This window comes from Pseudomonas sp. (genome assembly GCF_050739655.1).
Lineage (GTDB): Bacteria > Pseudomonadota > Gammaproteobacteria > Pseudomonadales > Pseudomonadaceae > Aquipseudomonas.
In genome coordinates this window covers 1-18716 of sequence record NZ_JBOIBY010000353.1, presented here as the reverse complement: position 1 = coordinate 18716, position 18716 = coordinate 1, and the positions used below count along the sequence as shown (strand labels likewise).

Sequence of the window (18716 nt, the reverse complement as noted above, 5' to 3'; positions counted from 1 at the left end):
GCTGCGATCTTTTGATTTTGATTTTAAAAACAAGATCAAAAGATCGCAGCCTTCGGCAGCTCCTACACGGGGTGGTGATGGTTAGCGAGAGGTGAGGTCGAGCTTCCAGCCCAATGCGTTCAGGGCGTCGCAACCGTCCTGGATCAATATGTGGGCGACGTTGGCGAAGTGTTCCAGGTCGTGGCCTTCGGCGTCTTTTACGCACAGACAGGTGATGCTGTTGAGCAGATTTCGCGCAGCTTTGATTCGATGATTGGCGGTTTCGAGAAGGTCTGAGACGGGGGCTTCAGTGTCGATGTAAAGCGTGGGTGTAGCGCTGAAGTTACCTTGGAGCGGATGGTAGTTAGACATGGTTTGAATCTCATCTAATAGGGTTAGGACCCCACCCTGCTCGCGGCTAATCGATTGAGGTGGTAGCTGTACGTGGGTTAGCCGACCGGTCAGATGAACCCGGCACACCCGAAGGTGTCCCACGCACAGCCACCATAGACAGATGTCAGGCAGCAAAAAGCGCCGCGATTATACGGGCGCTTGTGCATCATCGAAAACGACCGGCTAAGGTCCATCACCGATTCGTCGGCGACGGACCAACGATAGGCGAGCGCCGAAACCCAATACAACCCTGTTTGCACGCTTCAGATTCCTCCTACACGAGTCTCGGATCAGGGTGACGCCCTTCAACGCTCTGGAAAGCAAAACGCCCGACGTCCGCAGGATGCGGAGGCCGGGCGTTGCTGTACGGGTTGCGGTTTTTACTGGATCGCTTGGGCGCCACCGAACTTGTTCATCAAGAAGCCGACAAACTCTTCGAGGGTCATTTTCTGGCCGTTGAAGTCCACCTGATTGTTGGCGTAGTGCAATTTGCTGACGACGTTGTTGCCGTCCAGTTTTGCCAGCTGCGAGCCAACAGCCATGCCGCTGAACATGTCGACCGTGGCGGAGGCCTGATCGGCGATCAGCTTGGCGTCGGTCTGGCCGTCGATCTGCGACTGCACGGTGAGCACGTCTACGAGCATCGGCTTGGACACTTGCAGGTTGACGTCCAGCAAGGCGATCAGCTGTCTGACCAATTGATCGGCCGGCAAATCGATCGATTGCGGCTTGGTCAGATCAAGTACTAGGTTGGCACGGCTTTCGCCATTGGCGGTGTTGAACGAGAGGTTCTCCAGCGCCACTTGCGGGCCGGCCGCGAGCAATTGCTCCAGATTGGTTTTGAGCTGTGCTTCTTCAGCTTCGGTCAGGTTCAGCTCTGGTGCCGGCAGGCCCGCTTCAGCAGCTTCGGTCGCCGCCTGCTCGTACGGTTGCAGTTTGGTCTGGTAAATCTGCATCAACACCATGGTCGATGGGATGTCGAGATTCTTCAGGCTTAGGGCCAGTTGTGCGGAACCCACAGCCTTACCGTTGAGCGACACTTCACCGATTTTGTAATCGGCACGCCCCGAAGCGCTGGTGCCCGATTCCTCGGTGTGGTTCTTCATTTCAAAATTCTTGAAGCCCAGCACCGTCTGTTTGGCGCCATAGGTGGTTTTGCTGTTGCTCAGTTCGAGGGTGTTGTCGCCGGTGTAATAGCCGTAGGTGCTCTTGGTCAGGTTGCTGGCCAGGGTCAGGCCGCTCAACTCGACCTGAACCGGTGCCTGATCTTCGGAAACGGTGGTCAGCTTCAGGCTGTCCATGTAACCGTCGGCCTTGACCTTCTGCGCCTGGGCGCTGGCCGAAACGTCAACTTTCAGACCTGAAAACTTCATGCTGGATTTGTCGTCCAGGGCGGTTTCCAGCGGCAGCAATTCCAGCGTGCCGCTGGTGGAACTGTCATAGCCGATATTGACCACACCCTTGAGCGGCGAAGCGTCCTTGGCGGCGGCGAACCACTTTTCGGTGAGCGGCGTCTTTTCCAGTTCGTAGTGACTGGTGGCCATGACGGGCAACCATTTGAGCGATACCAGGCGCGAGAACGGCAATGGACCGTGTTCGATGTGATCCACGAACAGCAATTCGACCGGCGCTTCGCCAAACATTTCGCCTTCGCCCTTGAGGCGATAGTGCGCGGTACTGCTGAATACATGACGCTCCAGCGACACCAGCTCCAGCGACGCCGTGCCTTTGTACCCGACCATGGCGGCCTGCAACTGCTTGTTGGCATCGGCCAGGGACGTGTTCAACACCCCTTCGATTTTGGTGCCGGTGAACCAGGCACCGCCGGCGCTGATGGCCCCGATGGCAACCACAATCCCCAGAAGCACGCCTGCTGATTTATTCATGTATGACCCGTTCAATGTCCGTTGTTGAAGGTGTGGTCGTCTTCCCTGAACCCAGGACGGGTTGCGGTCACGACAGCGCTGAAAGTGGGGTGCAGATTAGCATCAGGCGCGCGGCGCGGCCCAATGATTAAAGGTGAAAGAGTGTCTTGGGGGTTGTGTTGTTTGATCGTTCCCATGCTCCGCGTGGGAATGCAGCCCGGGACGCTCTGCGTCCCAATCAAGAGCCGAACGCGGAGCGTCCGTTGAGGCATTCCCACGCAGAGCGTGGGAACGATCTGTATCAGGAATACTGAACCTCGATCTCATCCAACTGATGATCAAAGGTTTTAAGCCGCGCCGTCCAGGTGTACACCAGCACTTCAAAATCGCGATTGATCACCGCCCCGCCCGTCACTTCCCCACGGGGGTCGCAGAAGTCCAACTGATAGCGCTCACGGGCCATCGCGGTGGCGACGTCGGCCAGCTCCCGGGCGTTGTTGAGCCAGTGGCGACCATCGTCAGCCACTTGCTTGTCCAGCTCCAGGCATTGTTTTTTCAGGGTTTCGAGGCTTTTTTCCAGCGGCGTACCGGTCAGTTCGCCCATGACTTCCTGGAACGTGCGCCCCGGCTGCCAGTAACTGCCCCAAAAATAACGGTCGAACACCGTTTCGACACGACGCAACGCCACCTTGGTGTCCCAGATGAGCACCAGGGTCTTGCCTTGTTCGAGTTGTCTTTTTTTGATCCGTCGAGTCTGGACCGACGCCCAGGCCACGACGGCGATGGACATCACGGCGATCAACGCGACAGCGCTGTCGAGAAACGCCATTGCCGTGTCGATCTGACGGGTCAGCATGATGCCGTAGAAATAGGTTGCCGTAAGCAGCACTAACGCCACGACGGCACACCAGAAGCCGAGAGCATAAGGGTTTTTCATTATTGGTTTCCCCATGACCTGCGCAAGCCTTGTGCACTGCAAGGGCGTTTTGCGTAAACACCCTTCCAACACTTCAAAGCATAGCAACGGCCTCAGGGTTTGCCGGAGTTCGACGCTTGCGTTCGTCCGCTTTCCCAACCACCGCCCAACGCCAGGAACAAATTGATCTGTCCCACGACCACCTGTGTGTTCGCCGAGGCCAGTTGCGCCGTGACATCGATATAAGTGCGGGTGGCCTGCAGGTCCGCCAGGAATGACGCGCGGCCCGCCAGGAAGAACCGGTGCGTCTGGTCGGCCGCCAGCTTGGCCGATTGCTCGGCTTCGGCCAGCGCATCACGGCGTTGCAGCAACGCGGAATACTGGGCCAGGCCGGTCTGGGTTTCACGGATTGCGTTGAGCACCACGCCGTCGAAATGCGCCAGCGCGCCTTGGGTGGCGGCCTCGGCTTCGCGGATGCGGGCACGGGCGCCGTTGGTCGGCACCTTCCAGCTCAGCGACGGGCCGAAGCCCCAGCGGTTGGTGGAGGGCTCGCCAAGGTTGTCCAGAATACCGATGGTGCCAATGGTCGCCCCGAAACTGATGTCTGGGTACAACTGCCCCGTAGCAACACCGATGGTGGCCGTCGCGGCAGCCAGATGACGCTCGGCTTGCCGTACGTCGGGACGACGCTTGAGCAACGCGGCGCCATCACCGACCGGCACCAGCTGCGTGATTTTCGGCAACTCGGCACAGGTCGCGGTGCCCGCCGGCAGTTGATCCACGGGTTTGGCCAACAGCATCGACAGGCGGAACAGCCCGGTCTGCCGCGCCGCTTCATAGCGCGGCATGTCGGCGCGCAAGGATTTGAATTGGGTCTGCGAGCGGGTGACCTGGGTTTCGTCGCCACGTCCGGCGTCGCGCAGGCGCTGGATCAGCGTGGTGCTTTGCGATTGCAGATCGAGGGAATGCTGGGCAATTTCCCGCTCTTCGTTGGCCGCACACACTTGGGTATAAGCGCGTACCACGTCGGCGACCAGGGTAATACGCGCCGTATCGGCAGCCGCCTGGGTCGCATCAGCATTGGCTTTGGCCGCTTCGATGCCGCGCTGCAGCGTGCCGAACAGGTCGAACTGGTACGAAGCGCTGATGCCGATATCGCCGATGTTGGCCACCGGCACCTTTTCCGGCAGCAAAAAGGCTTCGCCGGACTCCTGCAAGCGCTGGGCGCCCATCTTCACGCCGCCACTCCAGCCGCCGGCTGCTTCAGCCTCGTCGACCTGAGCGCGCGCCCGGGACAGGTTGGCCGCCGCCACGCGCAAATCGGTGTTGGAAGCCATGGCCTGCTGCACCAACTGGTCGAGCCGCGGGTCTTGATACAGACGCCACCAATCGGCAGGCACGGGCGCCGAAACCACCGGTTTACCGTCCACCGCCAGATCACCCTGCAGATCTTCACGATGGATGGCGGCTTCTTCCGGCAGGTGATAGTCCGGCCCAACCATCTGGCACGCCGACAGCAGCAAGCCTAATCCGGCGATCGCCAAACCCGAGGCCTTGCTCATTGCGCTGGCTCCCGATTCTGGTCGTCAATAATCGAAACCGTGGCCGTACGCCCGGCGATCATGCGGAAATCCGCTGGCACATCGTCAAAGGCAATCCGCACCGGAATCCGCTGCGCCAGCCGTACCCAGCTGAACGCCGGGTTGACGTTGGGCAGCAGGTTATTGCCGCTGGTGCGGTCGCGGTCTTCGATGCCGGCGACGATGCTTTCCACGTGACCGCGCAGCCGTGCACGGTCGCCGATCACGCGGATATCAACGCTCTGCCCGACATGGATGCCATCGAGTTTGGTTTCTTCGAAATAGCCGTCGATGTGGAACGAATTGCTGTCCACCACCGACAACACTGGCCGCCCGGCGCTGACGAACTCCTGGCTGCGCGGCGCACGGTCGTTGACGTAACCGTCCACGGGGCTGCGGATCACCGAGCGATCGAGGTTCAACTGGGCGCTATCGACCGCCACTTGCGCTTCCATCAATGCGACTTGGCCGCGGGCCACCTTTGACTGGCTTTCTTCCAGTTGCTCACCCGGCACCAGATTGCCGAGCCCCTTGTTACGCTTGGCCTCGCGCTGGGCCTGGGCGAGGGTTTCCTCGCGATCGGCCACCGCCGCTTTTGCCTGACGCAGGGCCAGTTTGAAACGGTCCTGATCAATGGTGAACAACACCTGGCCGCGCTTGACCAACTGGTTGTCACGCACTTCCACTTTCTGGATCAGCCCGGAAACGTCCGGCGCGATTTGCACGATGTCGGCGCGAATGTGCCCGTCACGGGTCCAGGGCGCGTACATGTAATACATCACCATGCGCCAGACCACGACCACGGCGAAGCTCACGACCAACAGGGTAAGCACTATGCGACCGAGGGTTAGAAACGGTTTTTTCATGTCATCAGGTATCGACTGAGTGAATCCACGGCGCCAAGCAGCAAGGCGTAGAGAGCCACGTTAAACAATGCCCGGTGCCAGACCAGACGGTAAAAGTGCAGGCGCGTCAGCACCCCGTGCACCAACAGGTACAACAGATAGGTAATACCCATCAGCACCAGCAGCGTGGGCAGGAACACCCCGCTGATATCCAGATCACCGATCATAAAGGCGCTCCATCGATGCCATGGGGAAGCGGTTCTTCAGGCTCGGCAGAACCAACGAATTCAACACCGGGCAGCAGCGACAGGCGCAAACCACTCAAGGCGTGCAGCAAATGCAGGCGGGTTTCATCGTCGCCTGCACCACAGAGGGCGCGGCGAGTGCGGTCGAGGGTCATCAACAAGGGGCTTGGCGCTGGCAAGCGTTCGCCCGCCTTCAGGCAAGCCGTGAAGTATTGACCCACCTCGGTCACCACCTGACGCAGCAACGCCTGCGGTACACCCTGGATCCGAGGTGTATAGGCCAGCAAATCCAGCAGATTCAGTGCCACGCGTACTTCGCGCAGGGCGATGCCGGTGTCCTGGCCGGTCATGGCCAGACGCGGCAAATGCTGCATCAGGCGATCCAGTACCTGCACGCCCAACTGTCGGTGATCGGCCAAGGTGGCCGGCTCCGTGAGGCTGACGATGTCGCGCCAGGCAAAACGGGTCAGGCGCTTGGCCGCCAGTTCCGCGCCAAATGGCCGGGCAACCAGGGTCCAGACGAAGGCAAACAGCAAGCCAATCGGCCCGGCAAGGTTGGAGTTGGCAAAGCTGAGGAAGTCGGCGTCGTAGGCGCCCTGAATACTGATGAACGACGATGTGTTCACCAGCGTCAGCAGCATGCCGAGGTAAAACTGCGGCCTGACTGTCAGGGTGCCGACCACAATGAACGGCACGGAAAACGCCAGCACCAGCATCGGGAAATCATGCAGGTTGGGCAGTACCAGAAACAGGTAGAGACTGGCGAACAACACCGACATCGCCGTCCAGAAAAAGAACCGGTAGATCTGCGGCGCCGGGTCGTCCATCGAGGCAAAGAAACTGCACGACACCGCCGCCAGAATCACGGCGGCACCGCCATCGGTCCAGCCGAGCAGAATCCACAGCACCGAAGCGACAATGATTGCGGTCACCGTAGAGGCGGCGGAATACAGCATCAAGCCACGATCCAGAAACGGTGACAGCCGACCCAGGCGCCAGTGCCGGTACACCGCGCGCCAGGGTTGCTGGCTTTCGCACTGGATGGCGACTTGCAGGCTGCGGCAGTCCTGCCACACATCGATCCACTCGCCAAGGCGATACAGCGCGTTGGAGAACAGCAATTGCTTGCGATCCTCCAGTGCCTCGGCGCTCGGTTGCAGGGCTTCGAGCTGGTCTCTGAGCATTTGCCAGCGTTGCGGGTCGGCATCCTTGTGTTGCAGCCACTCGCGGCTGGCGTCGAGCACCGGTGCAAACTTTTCCACAAGCTCGGGTGTGCGCCGCTCCAGGGCGTATAGCGCGTCGTCGAGGGCATCGATGACCGGCAACAAATGGATCATCCGCCCGCGCAATTCCTTGGTGTTACGCACCGTTTGCGGTCCTGCGCCTTCATGGGGCAGCTGGCCGATCATCAGTTCCAGCGTGTTGAAGGTCGTCACCATCGACGAACGCAACGCACTGACTTCATCGGGTTGCACGTCGCGGCTGAGAAAACGCTGGCTGTAGGTCGACGCATCGCTAAACCATTTGCTCACCGAATCGTTGAACACCGGCGCCAGCCGACGTGGCCAGAACATCGCCCCCACCACTGCCGCGACGGCAATGCCGAGAAAAATCTCTTCGGTGCGCGCCTCCGCCACGTCCCACACCGCCAACGGGTTATCCACCACCGGCAGGGCAATCAGCGGCAAGGTGTAGCCGGCGAGCATCAGGGCATAGTTGTTGGCCGTGCGCAGGTGCATGGAAAGGAACAGCAAAATCCCGGTCCACAGCGCGATGACCAGCACCAGCACATAGGGGCTCTGGACAAACATCGGCACGAAAAAAACCGCCGCAGCGGCGCCGACAAAGGTGCCGACCGCGCGGTATAGAGCCTTGGAGCTGGTGGGGCCGACAAATGGGCTGGAAACGATATACACCGTGGCCATCGCCCAGTAAGGACGCGGCATTTGCATGAGCATGGCGATGTACAGCGCGATCATCGACGCGGCGAAGGTACGCACACCGTAGAACCAGTCCCGTGCCGAGGGCATACCGGAAAAGAATCCGCTCAAGGGTTGACCACCGCCGGCGCACTGGCCGCCTCAAAAGCTCTCAAGACCCTTAGCGTAGCCTCCAGATCTCGGCGGTCGATCCCTTCGAGGACCTCATTACGCAGGCGAACCAATTCAATTTCGACAGCTTGCACCAGCGTGCGACCGCTTTCGGTCAGGCTCAGGCATTTTGCGCGGCGGTCTTGAGCATCGGCAGTGCGGCAGACATATCCTGCGTGGCACAGCTGATCGAGCAAACGCACCAGGGACGGACTTTCCATCCCCGCCGCCTGCGCCACCGTAACCTGACGCACACCCTCGCCCAGTCGCCCGATCATCAGCAGAGGGACGGCACAGGCTTCGGAAATTCCATAGTTGACCAGCGTAGTCTGGCAGATTTTGCGCCAGTGCCTGGCGGCCACCACCATGGAACTGCTGATGTTCATCTGCAGAGCGTCGAGATTATTCGGCACGAAGGAAAACACACACTGTTAGTTTGCTAACTATCAATATGACATTTGAGGGGATTTTCAGTCAAGTTTTGAAACAAATTGGCGGCCAATGACTTGGCCGCTAGCGGCAGGTCCGAAATCAAGGCCTTAGCGTCGCTTGGCCCGCTCGTAAACTGCGCTGCGTTCGCGCTTACCAACAGCGACAACCGAAACGACAATGCGCTCATCTATAACCTCATACACCAGTCGGTATCCAGATGACTTCAGTTTGATTTTGTAGCAGTCAGGCATGCCATGCAGGGCGTCAGATGGGATACGAGGAAGCTCCAGGCGTTCGGCCAATTTCTTTTTGAATTGCTCTCGTAGCGTGTGCCCCAATTTGTCCCATTCCTTGCGTGCAGAAGGTAGAAATTCGAGCTTATAGGTCATCAAGAGTTACCGGAATCGGTGTTTCATGACGACGAGCCCGCACGATTTCTGCAAGTTCGAGATCATCAAGGCGATCCATCATGGCTTCGAAAACATCAGCCGGAACCATGTAGCCCATGACTCGATTGTGATTCAACACTGCCACAGGCCCACCATGGGCGCCATTGAGCACGGCGGATGGGTTTTTCTTCAATTCAGATACACTGACAGCCATATCGGCCAAGACATTTTGCATAATTAAGACCTCAAATAAGGTCTCAATTCTGGTCTAATTTTGTTCCATGAGCAATCTTGAAAACCTACTGCCCATCAGATTCCTATCCTCCCCGCCCCTTCCTCAACAACACATCCAATTGGTCGACCACCTCTGCCCAATCGGCGTCATCCAGAATTTCGTCACGCAGAAATTGTGCCTGGCCCTTGGACCAGAAAAACGCATCCGCCAGGTGTAAATCCGGCTTGAGCGGTGAGTGGGTGGCGATGAATTTGTCGATGCCTTCGGGGTCATCGGCCAGGCCGAGTTGCTTGAACAGGGATGGGAGGCTGTGGGTTGGGTTTTCCATGTTTGACTCCTGTGAACCAGTAAAGGGACCGCTGCGCGGTCAATCGCGAGCAAGCCCGCTCCCACATTTAGATCGTTGTCACGAACTAATTTTATGTACCAAGCCTATTCCATCGTAGCAGCGAGGCTTCCCGCGATGAGGCGAGCACATCCAACATCAATGTCGTCTGACACTCCGCCATCGCTGGCAAGCCAGCTCCCACAGGATCGTCGTCGTATACAAATCATCCATTTCCAACCGATCTACTGTGGGAGCGGGCTTGCCCGCGATGACGGCAGTCAAAACACTGCAAGGCCTAATCACTCAACTCCCGCACCTCCGCATGCGGCACCATTTTCAGGAAATCCGGCATGTTCATGTGCAGCAGATTGATGTGGTTGCCAGCCTCCAGATAAATGTCTTTCTGGCGGGTCAGCAAAGGGTCGATGACCACGTCCAGCCCATAGGCTTCGCCCAGGGCAGGTACCGCGCCACGTTCGCAATCATCGAACAGGTGCGGCAGGTTGCTTTCCCGGGAAACCTGCCATTCACCACTGCTGCGCACTTTGCTCAAGTCCAGGTGGCGGCTGGCGGGCAGCACGGCCATCAGATAATGCCCGTGGTGATCGTCGAGGATGACGGACTTGGCCATCCGTTCGGCAGGAATGCCTGATACCCGCGCCGTTTCCAGGCTGCTGGCCGAGTGTGGGTGGGTCACGATGTCATAGTCGCATTGAGCCTTTTCCAGGCTTCTTTGCACGGTTCTTGCCATACGCATGATGCACCTCGGTGTCCGCGATAACGCTTGGCGGACGGTGGTTAATGCTTATCTTCGTAGTAAAAGTCTAGGCCCGCCGGGCCGTTTCAACGGAAAATCCGCCCATCGGACAGATCAACAGTTGAGCAAATTTTGAACAACTTGCATGTGAACTAAACTTAATACAGACAGGACCGACTCTCGCGGAGGGTCACGTGAACATTCGTTGTGGTTTAGTCGCGCTACTGTTGGCCTTTGGCGGATCAGCCTTCGCCGCAGACACTGTTGGCCCGGTGGTTTCCAATCCCGTCGGGATCTGGCTGATCACCTTCGGCATAGCGTTCTTGATCGCTGAAGCGGCATTGCCCAACTACGGCGTCATCGGCTTGGGCGGCATCGTGATGTTCGTGATCGGCGCGCTGATTTTGAGCAATGCCGAAATGCCCGTTCCATTGATGATCGGCCTGGGACTGATCAGCGCGCTGCTGCTGATCTTCCTGCTGATCCGCGCCCTGAAAACCCGACCGCGCAAGAACGTCAGCGGCGATGCCGGATTGCTGGGCAGCGTCACGCCCGTGTTGTCTGTGCAGACCAGCGATGCCTGTCACGGCTGGGTGCATTTGCAAGGCGAGCGCTGGCAAGTGTCGAGCGCCAAGCCGTTGCAGATCGGGCAGCGGGTGCGGGTCGTGGCACGCAAGGGTTTGCTGCTGGAAGTGGCCGCGACTGACGCGGTGTCGGTTGGAGAATAACCATGGGCTTGCAACTGGGTTTTGTCGCGCTACTACTGCTTTTGATCGCACTGGCCGGAGCGACCTTCCGCATCTTGCGTGAGTACGAGCGCGGGGTGGTTTTCCAGCTCGGGCGCTTCTGGCAGGTCAAGGGCCCCGGCCTGATTCTGCTGATTCCAGTGGTCCAGCAAATGGTCCGTGTCGACTTGCGTACCGTGGTGCTCGACGTACCCACGCAGGACGTCATCACCCGCGACAACGTCTCGGTCAAGGTCAACGCGGTGCTGTACTTCCGCGTGCTCGACGCGCAGAAGGCAATCATCCAGGTCGAAGACTTTTTCATGGCCACCAGCCAATTGGCGCAAACCACTTTGCGCGCCGTGCTGGGTAAACATGAGCTGGATGAACTGCTGGCCGAGCGAGAAAGGCTTAACTTCGACATCCAGCAAGTACTCGATGCCCAAACCGATACCTGGGGCATCAAGGTCGCCAACGTCGAAATCAAACACGTGGACCTTAACGAATCAATGATCCGCGCCATCGCCAAACAGGCCGAAGCAGAACGCGAACGCCGGGCCAAAGTGATCCACGCCGAAGGTGAATTGCAGGCCTCGGAAAAACTCATGCAGGCCGCCGAAATGCTCGGCCGCCAGCCCGGCGCCATGCAGTTGCGCTACATGCAGACGCTCAATTCGATCGCCGGGGACAAGAGTTCGACGATCGTCTTTCCGTTGCCGATCGAGCTGCTCAAGGGCATGGCGGACTTGTCGTCGAAACCTTGAATGCTGCCCTCAGCGCGACTCGATTCCCATGACGAACAGGCGCGCTCGCGTATTAGCCGCGACGGTTTCACTGACCTTCTGCCAACCCGCAGGCAAGGGGGCGAATTCGTCCGGTTGGTCGGCCGTGCTGATTAACCAGACGCGGCCTGTTCCTCTGGGCAATTGATTCAAGTGATCAAGGTAGATTCTTTCCGCCTCACCCACCACCAGCGTGCCGAACCCGTAAGCGTTCGGCCGGCGGGAGGCGCCATCGGCCAAGGGTGGGGTGTAGAGCATCGGTTCTGCATCGGTGCGGTTGTAGTAGACATAACTCAGGTACCAGAGCATGTCGCTGATGACGATCCGGTCGCCTTCGACGAAGTGCTGGTTGACGAACTCGACCATCACGCTGGTCTGGTCATTCACATCCACCGTGGCATTGGTTTTCAGGCCCACAAGCTCGGTGCCGACAAACAATGCCAACAGCCCGAACGCCAGTAAGCGAAAGCCATGGAGCAAGCGGTCGATGGCCAGCGCCATGATCAGCGGCAGGCCCAATGCATAGGCGTTCAGATAGCGCTCGATGAACACCGGAGAAATGAACGAGACCGCGTAAACCAGCATCAGTGGAAACAAGCAATAGAGCGCCAGCAAGGTGCTCCAGCGATAGCGGCTGCGGTCGCGTAACAATGTCATCACGATCACACCCAGGAGCAGCATCGGCAGCGCGCCGAACAACGGCAAAGACAGACTTCCCCCATCGTCCTGAATCAGAAATGTCCACACCATCGATGGCAAAGAACTGAGCGTGACGGGCAACTCCCAACCTACATCACCGTTGGCTTTGAGCTGGTCCATATGCTCGATCAGATCGATCAGCCCGGGAATCCAAGGGCAAAACAGCAGCACAATGCCAACATTGGCCAGCCACCAGTCTGGGCGATTGATGTGTTTCAGGGGATTGACCGGCTGCAAGCGCAGCACCAGCAGATAGGCCCAATGGACGATCACGCACAATGCGGTGAAATAGTGGGTGTAAAACCCGACAGTCATCAGCATCGCGTAAATCACCAGCGCCGAAGTGTGACGAGGTTGCTTGACCCAATACACCAGCGCAATCGTCGCGCCGAGCATCCACATGCCCAGCAACGAATACATCCGCACTTCCTGGCTATAGCGCACTGCGGTAGGCAACAACGCCAGCATCAGCCCCGCCAGCAGCGCCGCGCGAGTGTTGGCCATCAATCGGACCAGCCACATACCCAAAACCACCGCGGCAATGCCCGGCAGCGCACTCAAGCTGCGTATCGGGAAAATGCCGTCACCAAACACTTCGATCCAGCCGTGAAGCAGCATGAAATACAGAGGGGGATGCACATCACGCGCAGCATGAATCCAGATGTCCGCCAGGGCGTAGCGGCTCATCAGCAGACTGGAACCCTCATCACCCCAGATAGCCCCGGCTGTCAGGTCATAAAATCGCGCCAGAGTGGCCAGTACCAGGATAAGCAGCCCACCGATCCAGGCGTGCAGCCACTGAGTGTCGCGAGATAACCGACGGTTCGCGCCAGATCGCAGAGGTTTGACCAACGGCTCTTTGCGCTCTACCTCTATCACCTTTTTTACACCTGCGCGATCAGGACACCCTGCTCACTCTAGGCCACTGCCCGTTGCCACGCCGCTATTCACGCAGGCGAACCGATGAAGTGAGCCATTCTGGTTCAGCGTTGCGCCGCCAGCGGATACACCGACTGCCACCCGCCACCGAGCGCCTTGTACAAACCGACCGCAGCCAGCGACACACCGGTCGAGCTCTCGACCCACTGCTCCTGGGTCGCCAGCAACGCGCCTTGCACGGTGAGAACATTGACGAAATCCACTACGCCTTCCACGTATTGCTGTTGCGCTGTGCGTAGTGCGATCTGGTTCTGACGCACGGCTTCACCCAGGCTGTCGCGGCGCAGTTGGCTGGCGTTGAAGGCGCTCAACTGATCGTCAATTTCATGCCAGGCGCGCAACACGGTTTGCTGATAGGCGATGGCCGCTTCCTGTTGTTGTGCTTCGCGCAAATTCAGCACACCGCGCAAACGCCCACCGTCGAACAGCGGCAAGCTGAACTGTGGGCCGATGCCGAACGTGCGCGAACCCCAGGAACCGAAATCGCCCAGTTGCATGGCTTGTGACCCGACATTGCCAGACAGGGTAATACGCGGATAAAAATCGCCCTTGGCCACGCCGATGCTGGCGGTCGCGGCGTGCAAGCGGGCTTCGGCCTCGCGGATGTCCGGGCGGCGTTCGGCCAGTTGCGACGGCAGCCCGATGGCGACCAGGCGCGGGGTTTGCGGCACCAGTGCGTCGCTGGACAACTCAGACGCCAACGCGTGTGGCGGCTCGCCCATCAACAGGCTCAAGGCATTGATCAGTTGTGCCTGACGTTGCTCCAGCGCGGGCAGGCGTGACTCGATGGCCGCGACTTGCGCTGCGGCTTCAGCGACATCCAGATCGGTCGCGACACCGTCAGCCAGACGCAACTGCGACAGCTTCAAACTGTGGCGTGCGACCTCCAGGTTCTGCTCGGTGACAGCACGGATGTTTTGTACGCCGCGCAGTTGGATGTAGTCCTGTGCGGTTTCGGCGAGTACCGACAGCAGCACGCCACGACGATCGTTTTCCGCCACTTCCAGGGTGGCATCGGCGGCTTCGGTTTCGCGGCGCACCCGGCCCCAGAAGTCCAACTCCCAGGAGGCGGAGAAACCGGCTTCCCAGAGGTTGAATGCGGATTTGCCGTTGTTTCCGGAAGGGTCCATCAAGCCTTCGCCGCTGTTGCGTTTACGGCTGTAACTGCCCGTGGCGGCGGTGTTCGGGTAGCGCTCGGCAGTGACCACCTGACGCACGGCGCGGCTTTGCTGCAAGCGGCTGCTGGCGAGCTTCAGGTCGAGGTTGTCGGTCAGGGCGCGCTGGCTCAGGGCTGAGAGTTTTGGGTCGCTGAAGACTTCCCACCAGCGTTCGTTCATTGTTTCGGCGATGGCCTGGCTGGCTGCTGCTTTCGACGGTTTCGTCCACTCGCTGACTTGCTGTGCTTCAGGTTTCTGGAAGTCAGGGCCGACGGTGCAGGCTGTAAGGCTCAACAGCAGTAAGGCACAAAAAGTGAGGCGCACTTTAAGGCCTCTTCGCGGGCAAGCCCGCTCCCACACTGGATCTGCTTCTGAACAAAGATTGTGTGTACTACCGAGAGCAACTGTGGGAGCTAGCCTGCTAGCGATGGCGTCAGCATGATCAACGGAAATCTTCATCGCTGAACAACCTCATTCGCCTTAACACCAGCCGTATCAATCCGCGCCTCCACCGACATCCCCACCCGCAACCGCTCAGCCAATGGCTGCCCTGGCGTCAGCACAATTTTCACCGGAATCCGTTGCACAACCTTGGTGAAGTTGCCGGTGGCGTTGTCCGGTTTGACCGAGGCGAACGTCACGCCGGTGGCCGGTGCGATGCTCTCCACGCGCCCCTTCAGCGCCTCGCCGCCAAAGGTATCGACGCGCACCTGCACTTCCTGCCCCGGCTGCACGTGGGTCAATTGGGTTTCCTGGAAATTCGCCACCACATAAGCCTGCGCCAGCGGTACCACCGCCAGCAGCTTGCTGCCAGGGGTGACATAGGCGCCAACCCGCACGGCACGTTCGCCGACCATTCCGTCCTGCGGTGCGACGATGCGTGTGTAAGAGAGCTCGTAACTGGCGATTTCCAGCTTCGCCTGCGCACGCTTCAAGCCACCTTCAGCCCCGTCGCGCTGCGCCGTCAGGATATCCACCTGCTTGCGTTCCGCTGCCAGCAGCGCGGTAGCGTTGGCCAACCGGGCGCCGGCCTGATCGATACGGGTACGCGCCTGCTGGGCATTTTGCACCGTGCCGGCGCCGACCCCGGCGAGATGGTTGTAGCGATTGAGTTCCTGCTCGGCGAACGCCATTTCAGCCTTGGCCGACACCACCGTCGCCTGCGCCTGGGCGATCACCGATGCCTGTCGCTCAAGGGTCGCCCGGGCGTTTTGCAGTTGCGCCTGCGCCACCAGCGATTCGGCAGCGGCCGCTTCAGCGGCGGCGCGCAGATCACGGTCATCGATCAGCGCCAGCAGTTGCCCGGCCTGGACCCGCTGGTTGTCTTCCACCAGCACCTGCTTGATGAACCCGGCAACGCGCGGCACCACCAGCGTGTAGTCCGCCGAGACATAAGCGTCATTGGTGCTCTGCTGGGTGCGCTGGCCAAACATATTCGGCGCCAGCAGATAAACCAGCAGGCCCATCGCGATGGCAACCGCAACGCCCACGGCCACTTTTTGCTTTGCTTGAGTCGTCATAAAAACCTTCAGTTTCAATAAAGCATTCAGGTCGGCGCGCGCGGCGGATAAATCCGCGTCGGCAACCAGAAAATCAGCAGGATCAACACGACGGCGATGCATGCCATGCACAGGTAAAGATCCGAGGCAGTCAGCACCACCGCTTGCTCATGCAACCGATGGGCAAGGCCTGGACTGTCGTTATCGACCAAGGGGGAATTGCCGAGCCGGTCCACCAGCATCGTCGAGTGGAAGTGCAGGCGCTGCGTCGTCAAGGTTTCGACTACGCCCGTGGCGATCACCGCCGCCAGGCCTTTGACTGTGTTGAACCAGGACGAGGCGAACGGTCCGTCCATGGGGTTGATGCTGCCGGTCGACAGCATCAACAGCGGCAAGACCGCCATTGGCTGGCCGAAGATCTGCAGCAGTTGCAGCACGTAGAAGTCGTCGCGAATCCACACGGAGGTCAGCTGCGAACCGCCAATGCAGGACAGCACCAGCATGCTCAGGCCAATCCCCAGCACCCAGCGGCAATCGACCCAGCGCAGGTTGCACAGCGCGGCCACCAACGGCAGTGCAATCAACTGAGGCAGCGCCGCCAACAGCGTGATCGGCGCCGTCTGCACCGGCCGATATCCCTGGACTTGCGCCAGATAGCTCGACGGAATAATCACCACCGCCAACAACACCATCAGCACCCCGGCGAGGGTGATCAGCGCGAACGACAAGTTGCGGATGCCGAGCATCTGCATCTTGAAGAACGGAATCGGCTGCGACCACTCGTTGATCAGAAACAGCACCAGTAACAACGCCCCGCCAACCAGCAAACCGCAGATCAGATTCGACTCGAACCAATCCAGGCGATTGCCCTGCAGAATGCCAATCACCAGCATGCAGATCGCCGGAAAACCCAGCAGCAAACCACGCCAGTTGAACTGCTTGAAACGCTCCAGGCGCAACGGGTCTTGAGGAATGCCATAACCCACCGCGACCATGGCGATCAGGCACGGCGCGACGATTTGCCAGAAGGCCCACTGCCAGCCGACATACTCGGTCCAGAGTCCGGCCAGCGGCGTGCCTAGCCCCGGACCAAAGGTGGCCGTCAGGGTATAACCAGCCAGACCGTACAGCTTTACGTTGGCCGGCAGAAAACGCAGGGCGACGGTCATCAGCATGGGCGGCAGCGCACCGCCGGCCAAGCCTTGCAATGTACGCAGTACCAGCAGGCTTTCGTAGTTCGGCGCCAAAGGACACAACACGCCCAACAGGGTGAACGCGCTGATGGCGCAGAGGGTGAAACGCCGCAGCGAAAACGTCACTGCGCACCACGGCGCAAACGCCATGGCGGCCACTGACGTGGCGGTATAACTGGCGACCAGCCAGGTGCCCTCGTCGTAGCCGATGGCCAGGGCGCCACGGATATCCGCCAGGGCAACCTTGGTCACCATGTCGTTCAGGCCCGAAACCAGCACCGCCAATAACACGCCCACCAGGCCGATGATGATCCGCGGACCAAACACCATGGGCGCGGCGGCCGGCATGGGGGCGGCCAGAGGCACCGAGGCCGTGAGGGAGGTCATCGGTTTGAAACTCCGAAAAAAGTAGGTGGCAGTCTACGAACGACAATCACTGACGAAAACTGACTTATCAGCAATTTATAAGTGCGCGGGACGCAGCATTTGAAAGTCATCCATCAAGCGATGACGAACTGGCCCCGCCAGGAAATGAGGGAAAAAATTAACATCGTCGCGTCAGGCCAACCACCATCCATAGGTGTTAATGGCCCCCTGACGCCATCAAGGCTGTGCAGCCAGCCACGTCTCATCGCAACAGGTCTTGAGCGTCTCACGCAACCAGCGATGGGCGGGATCATTATCAAAGCGCGGGTGCCAGGCCTGATTGAGCACGATGGTCGGCAAAGGGATCGGCAAGGTGAACGAACGCAGCTTCAGGCCCAATCGACGAACGCTCAACAGCGTCTCCCTGGGTACTGGCAGAATGAGGTCGGAATCGGGCAACGCAAACATCGCCGCGTGGAAACTGGGCGCGATCACCGCCACCCGCCGCTCCAGTCCCAACGCATTGAGTGCCGCATCGATCGGCCCGCGGGCGATGCCGCGACGGGACATGCTGATGTGGGAATACCCGGCAAAACGTTCGGCGGTGATTTCCTGATCGAGCAAGGGATGATCCTCGCGCACCAGTCCGACAAACTGTGTGGAGAACAGGTTCTGCACTTTCACTTCCGGCATCAGTGGCCGGTTGTTGCTGACGCTGAGATCGATGCGACCCTCACGCAAAGCCTCGTCGTCGCCATCGCCTTCGGGCGCAAAACGCAATTCGCAATGGGGCGCCTGGCGCTCCATGGTGTCAAACAGCTTGCCGCCGTAAATGCCGATGAAAAAATCGTTGGCCCGGATGCTGAAGCGTCGACGCAAACTGCCCAGATCCACCACGCGGGCCGAATGGAACAACTGCGCAGCATGCTCCACCACATCGCGCACCTGCTCACGCAACTCCAGCGCCTTGGGCGTGGGCACCAGACCTCGGCCGGCGCGAACCAGGATCGGATCGCCAATGGCTTCGCGAATACGCGTCAAGGTCCGGCTCATGGCCGCTGGACTCAAGTTCATCCGCCGCGCGGCGCCTACCACGCTGCCTTCGTCGAGCAGTGCATCGAGGGCGACCAACAGGTTCATGTCTGGGAGTTGCATGTTAAGCACTCGTATCTGATCTGAATTGACTCAGACGCAATGCTAGCAGCGATTCCTCCCTGTAGGAGCGAGGCTCGCCCTAATGCCAGTCAGTTAAGCGATGAAGGTCAACTGTAGGAGCAGCCGGTCGACGCTCGATTGCTCGCG

19 protein-coding genes are annotated in these 18716 nt (G+C 59.5%); 2 read left to right on the top strand and 17 right to left on the bottom strand.

The window, feature by feature from the left end; genetic code table 11:
• Positions 1 to 81: 81 nt before the first annotated feature.
• The 12 genes from ACRESJ_RS17190 to ACRESJ_RS17135 form a co-directional block, all read right to left on the bottom strand.
• The gene (locus ACRESJ_RS17190; protein ID WP_431758969.1) at positions 82 to 351 is read right to left on the bottom strand and encodes a hypothetical protein; all 270 of its coding nucleotides are present in this window, start codon (positions 349 to 351) and stop codon (positions 82 to 84) included.
• A 401-nt stretch (positions 352 to 752) separates the two neighbouring features.
• Complete coding sequence (locus ACRESJ_RS17185) at positions 753 to 2258, bottom strand: YdgA family protein (protein ID WP_431758968.1); 1506 nt, start codon at positions 2256 to 2258, stop codon at positions 753 to 755.
• A gap of 280 nt (positions 2259 to 2538) precedes the next feature.
• On the bottom strand, positions 2539 to 3174 hold the full coding sequence (locus tag ACRESJ_RS17180) for an NADH:ubiquinone oxidoreductase subunit N (RefSeq protein WP_431758967.1): 636 nt from the start codon (positions 3172 to 3174) through the stop codon (positions 2539 to 2541).
• Between the two features lie 92 nt (positions 3175 to 3266).
• The gene (locus ACRESJ_RS17175; protein WP_431758966.1) at positions 3267 to 4715 is read right to left on the bottom strand and encodes an efflux transporter outer membrane subunit; all 1449 of its coding nucleotides are present in this window, start codon (positions 4713 to 4715) and stop codon (positions 3267 to 3269) included.
• The gene (locus tag ACRESJ_RS17170) at positions 4712 to 5599 is read right to left on the bottom strand and encodes an efflux RND transporter periplasmic adaptor subunit (protein WP_431758965.1); all 888 of its coding nucleotides are present in this window, start codon (positions 5597 to 5599) and stop codon (positions 4712 to 4714) included. Before ACRESJ_RS17170 ends, ACRESJ_RS17175 begins: the two co-directional genes overlap by 4 nt.
• Complete coding sequence (locus ACRESJ_RS17165; RefSeq protein ID WP_056852052.1) at positions 5596 to 5805, bottom strand: DUF1656 domain-containing protein; 210 nt, start codon at positions 5803 to 5805, stop codon at positions 5596 to 5598. Before ACRESJ_RS17165 ends, ACRESJ_RS17170 begins: the two co-directional genes overlap by 4 nt.
• Entirely contained in the window at positions 5802 to 7874 is a 2073-nt protein-coding gene (locus ACRESJ_RS17160) for an FUSC family protein (protein WP_431758964.1), read from the bottom strand. The genes ACRESJ_RS17165 and ACRESJ_RS17160 overlap by 4 nt, the downstream gene beginning before the upstream one ends.
• Complete coding sequence (locus ACRESJ_RS17155) at positions 7871 to 8299, bottom strand: MarR family winged helix-turn-helix transcriptional regulator (protein WP_431758963.1); 429 nt, start codon at positions 8297 to 8299, stop codon at positions 7871 to 7873. Before ACRESJ_RS17155 ends, ACRESJ_RS17160 begins: the two co-directional genes overlap by 4 nt.
• 153 nt (positions 8300 to 8452) lie before the next feature.
• Positions 8453 to 8734 (bottom strand): type II toxin-antitoxin system RelE family toxin, encoded by a 282-nt coding sequence (locus ACRESJ_RS17150; protein WP_431758962.1) that lies wholly within the window; start codon positions 8732 to 8734, stop codon positions 8453 to 8455.
• Positions 8724 to 8969, bottom strand: a complete 246-nt coding sequence (locus ACRESJ_RS17145; protein WP_431758961.1) for a type II toxin-antitoxin system Phd/YefM family antitoxin — start codon at positions 8967 to 8969, stop codon at positions 8724 to 8726. The genes ACRESJ_RS17150 and ACRESJ_RS17145 overlap by 11 nt, the downstream gene beginning before the upstream one ends.
• A gap of 82 nt (positions 8970 to 9051) precedes the next feature.
• On the bottom strand, positions 9052 to 9297 hold the full coding sequence (locus ACRESJ_RS17140; protein ID WP_431758960.1) for a DUF2789 domain-containing protein: 246 nt from the start codon (positions 9295 to 9297) through the stop codon (positions 9052 to 9054).
• A 295-nt stretch (positions 9298 to 9592) separates the two neighbouring features.
• Positions 9593 to 10054 carry an aminoacyl-tRNA deacylase gene (locus tag ACRESJ_RS17135; protein ID WP_431758959.1) on the bottom strand — a complete coding sequence of 154 codons (462 nt, stop codon included), beginning with the start codon at positions 10052 to 10054 and terminating at the stop codon, positions 9593 to 9595.
• A 194-nt stretch (positions 10055 to 10248) separates the two neighbouring features.
• On the opposite strand from ACRESJ_RS17135, the gene ACRESJ_RS17130 reads away from it, so the two are divergent.
• Both ACRESJ_RS17130 and ACRESJ_RS17125 read left to right on the top strand, forming a co-directional pair.
• Complete coding sequence (locus ACRESJ_RS17130; protein ID WP_431758958.1) at positions 10249 to 10782, top strand: NfeD family protein; 534 nt, start codon at positions 10249 to 10251, stop codon at positions 10780 to 10782.
• 2 nt (positions 10783 to 10784) lie between these two features.
• Positions 10785 to 11543 carry a slipin family protein gene (locus tag ACRESJ_RS17125; protein ID WP_431758957.1) on the top strand — a complete coding sequence of 253 codons (759 nt, stop codon included), beginning with the start codon at positions 10785 to 10787 and terminating at the stop codon, positions 11541 to 11543.
• 9 nt (positions 11544 to 11552) lie between these two features.
• Here ACRESJ_RS17125 and ACRESJ_RS17120 read toward each other — a convergent pair whose 3' ends face one another.
• From ACRESJ_RS17120 to ACRESJ_RS17100, 5 genes are all read right to left on the bottom strand, one after another.
• The gene (locus tag ACRESJ_RS17120; RefSeq protein WP_431758970.1) at positions 11553 to 13136 is read right to left on the bottom strand and encodes a glycosyltransferase family 39 protein; all 1584 of its coding nucleotides are present in this window, start codon (positions 13134 to 13136) and stop codon (positions 11553 to 11555) included.
• 107 nt (positions 13137 to 13243) lie between these two features.
• Positions 13244 to 14815: an efflux transporter outer membrane subunit gene (locus ACRESJ_RS17115; RefSeq protein ID WP_431758956.1), complete on the bottom strand. Its 1572-nt coding sequence runs from the start codon at positions 14813 to 14815 to the stop codon at positions 13244 to 13246.
• Positions 14812 to 15876 (bottom strand): HlyD family secretion protein, encoded by a 1065-nt coding sequence (locus ACRESJ_RS17110; RefSeq protein ID WP_431758955.1) that lies wholly within the window; start codon positions 15874 to 15876, stop codon positions 14812 to 14814. Before ACRESJ_RS17110 ends, ACRESJ_RS17115 begins: the two co-directional genes overlap by 4 nt.
• A gap of 26 nt (positions 15877 to 15902) precedes the next feature.
• On the bottom strand, positions 15903 to 17435 hold the full coding sequence (locus ACRESJ_RS17105) for an MFS transporter (protein WP_431758954.1): 1533 nt from the start codon (positions 17433 to 17435) through the stop codon (positions 15903 to 15905).
• A gap of 216 nt (positions 17436 to 17651) precedes the next feature.
• Positions 17652 to 18569 carry a LysR family transcriptional regulator gene (locus tag ACRESJ_RS17100; protein WP_431758953.1) on the bottom strand — a complete coding sequence of 306 codons (918 nt, stop codon included), beginning with the start codon at positions 18567 to 18569 and terminating at the stop codon, positions 17652 to 17654.
• Between the last annotated feature and the right edge of the window lie 147 nt (positions 18570 to 18716).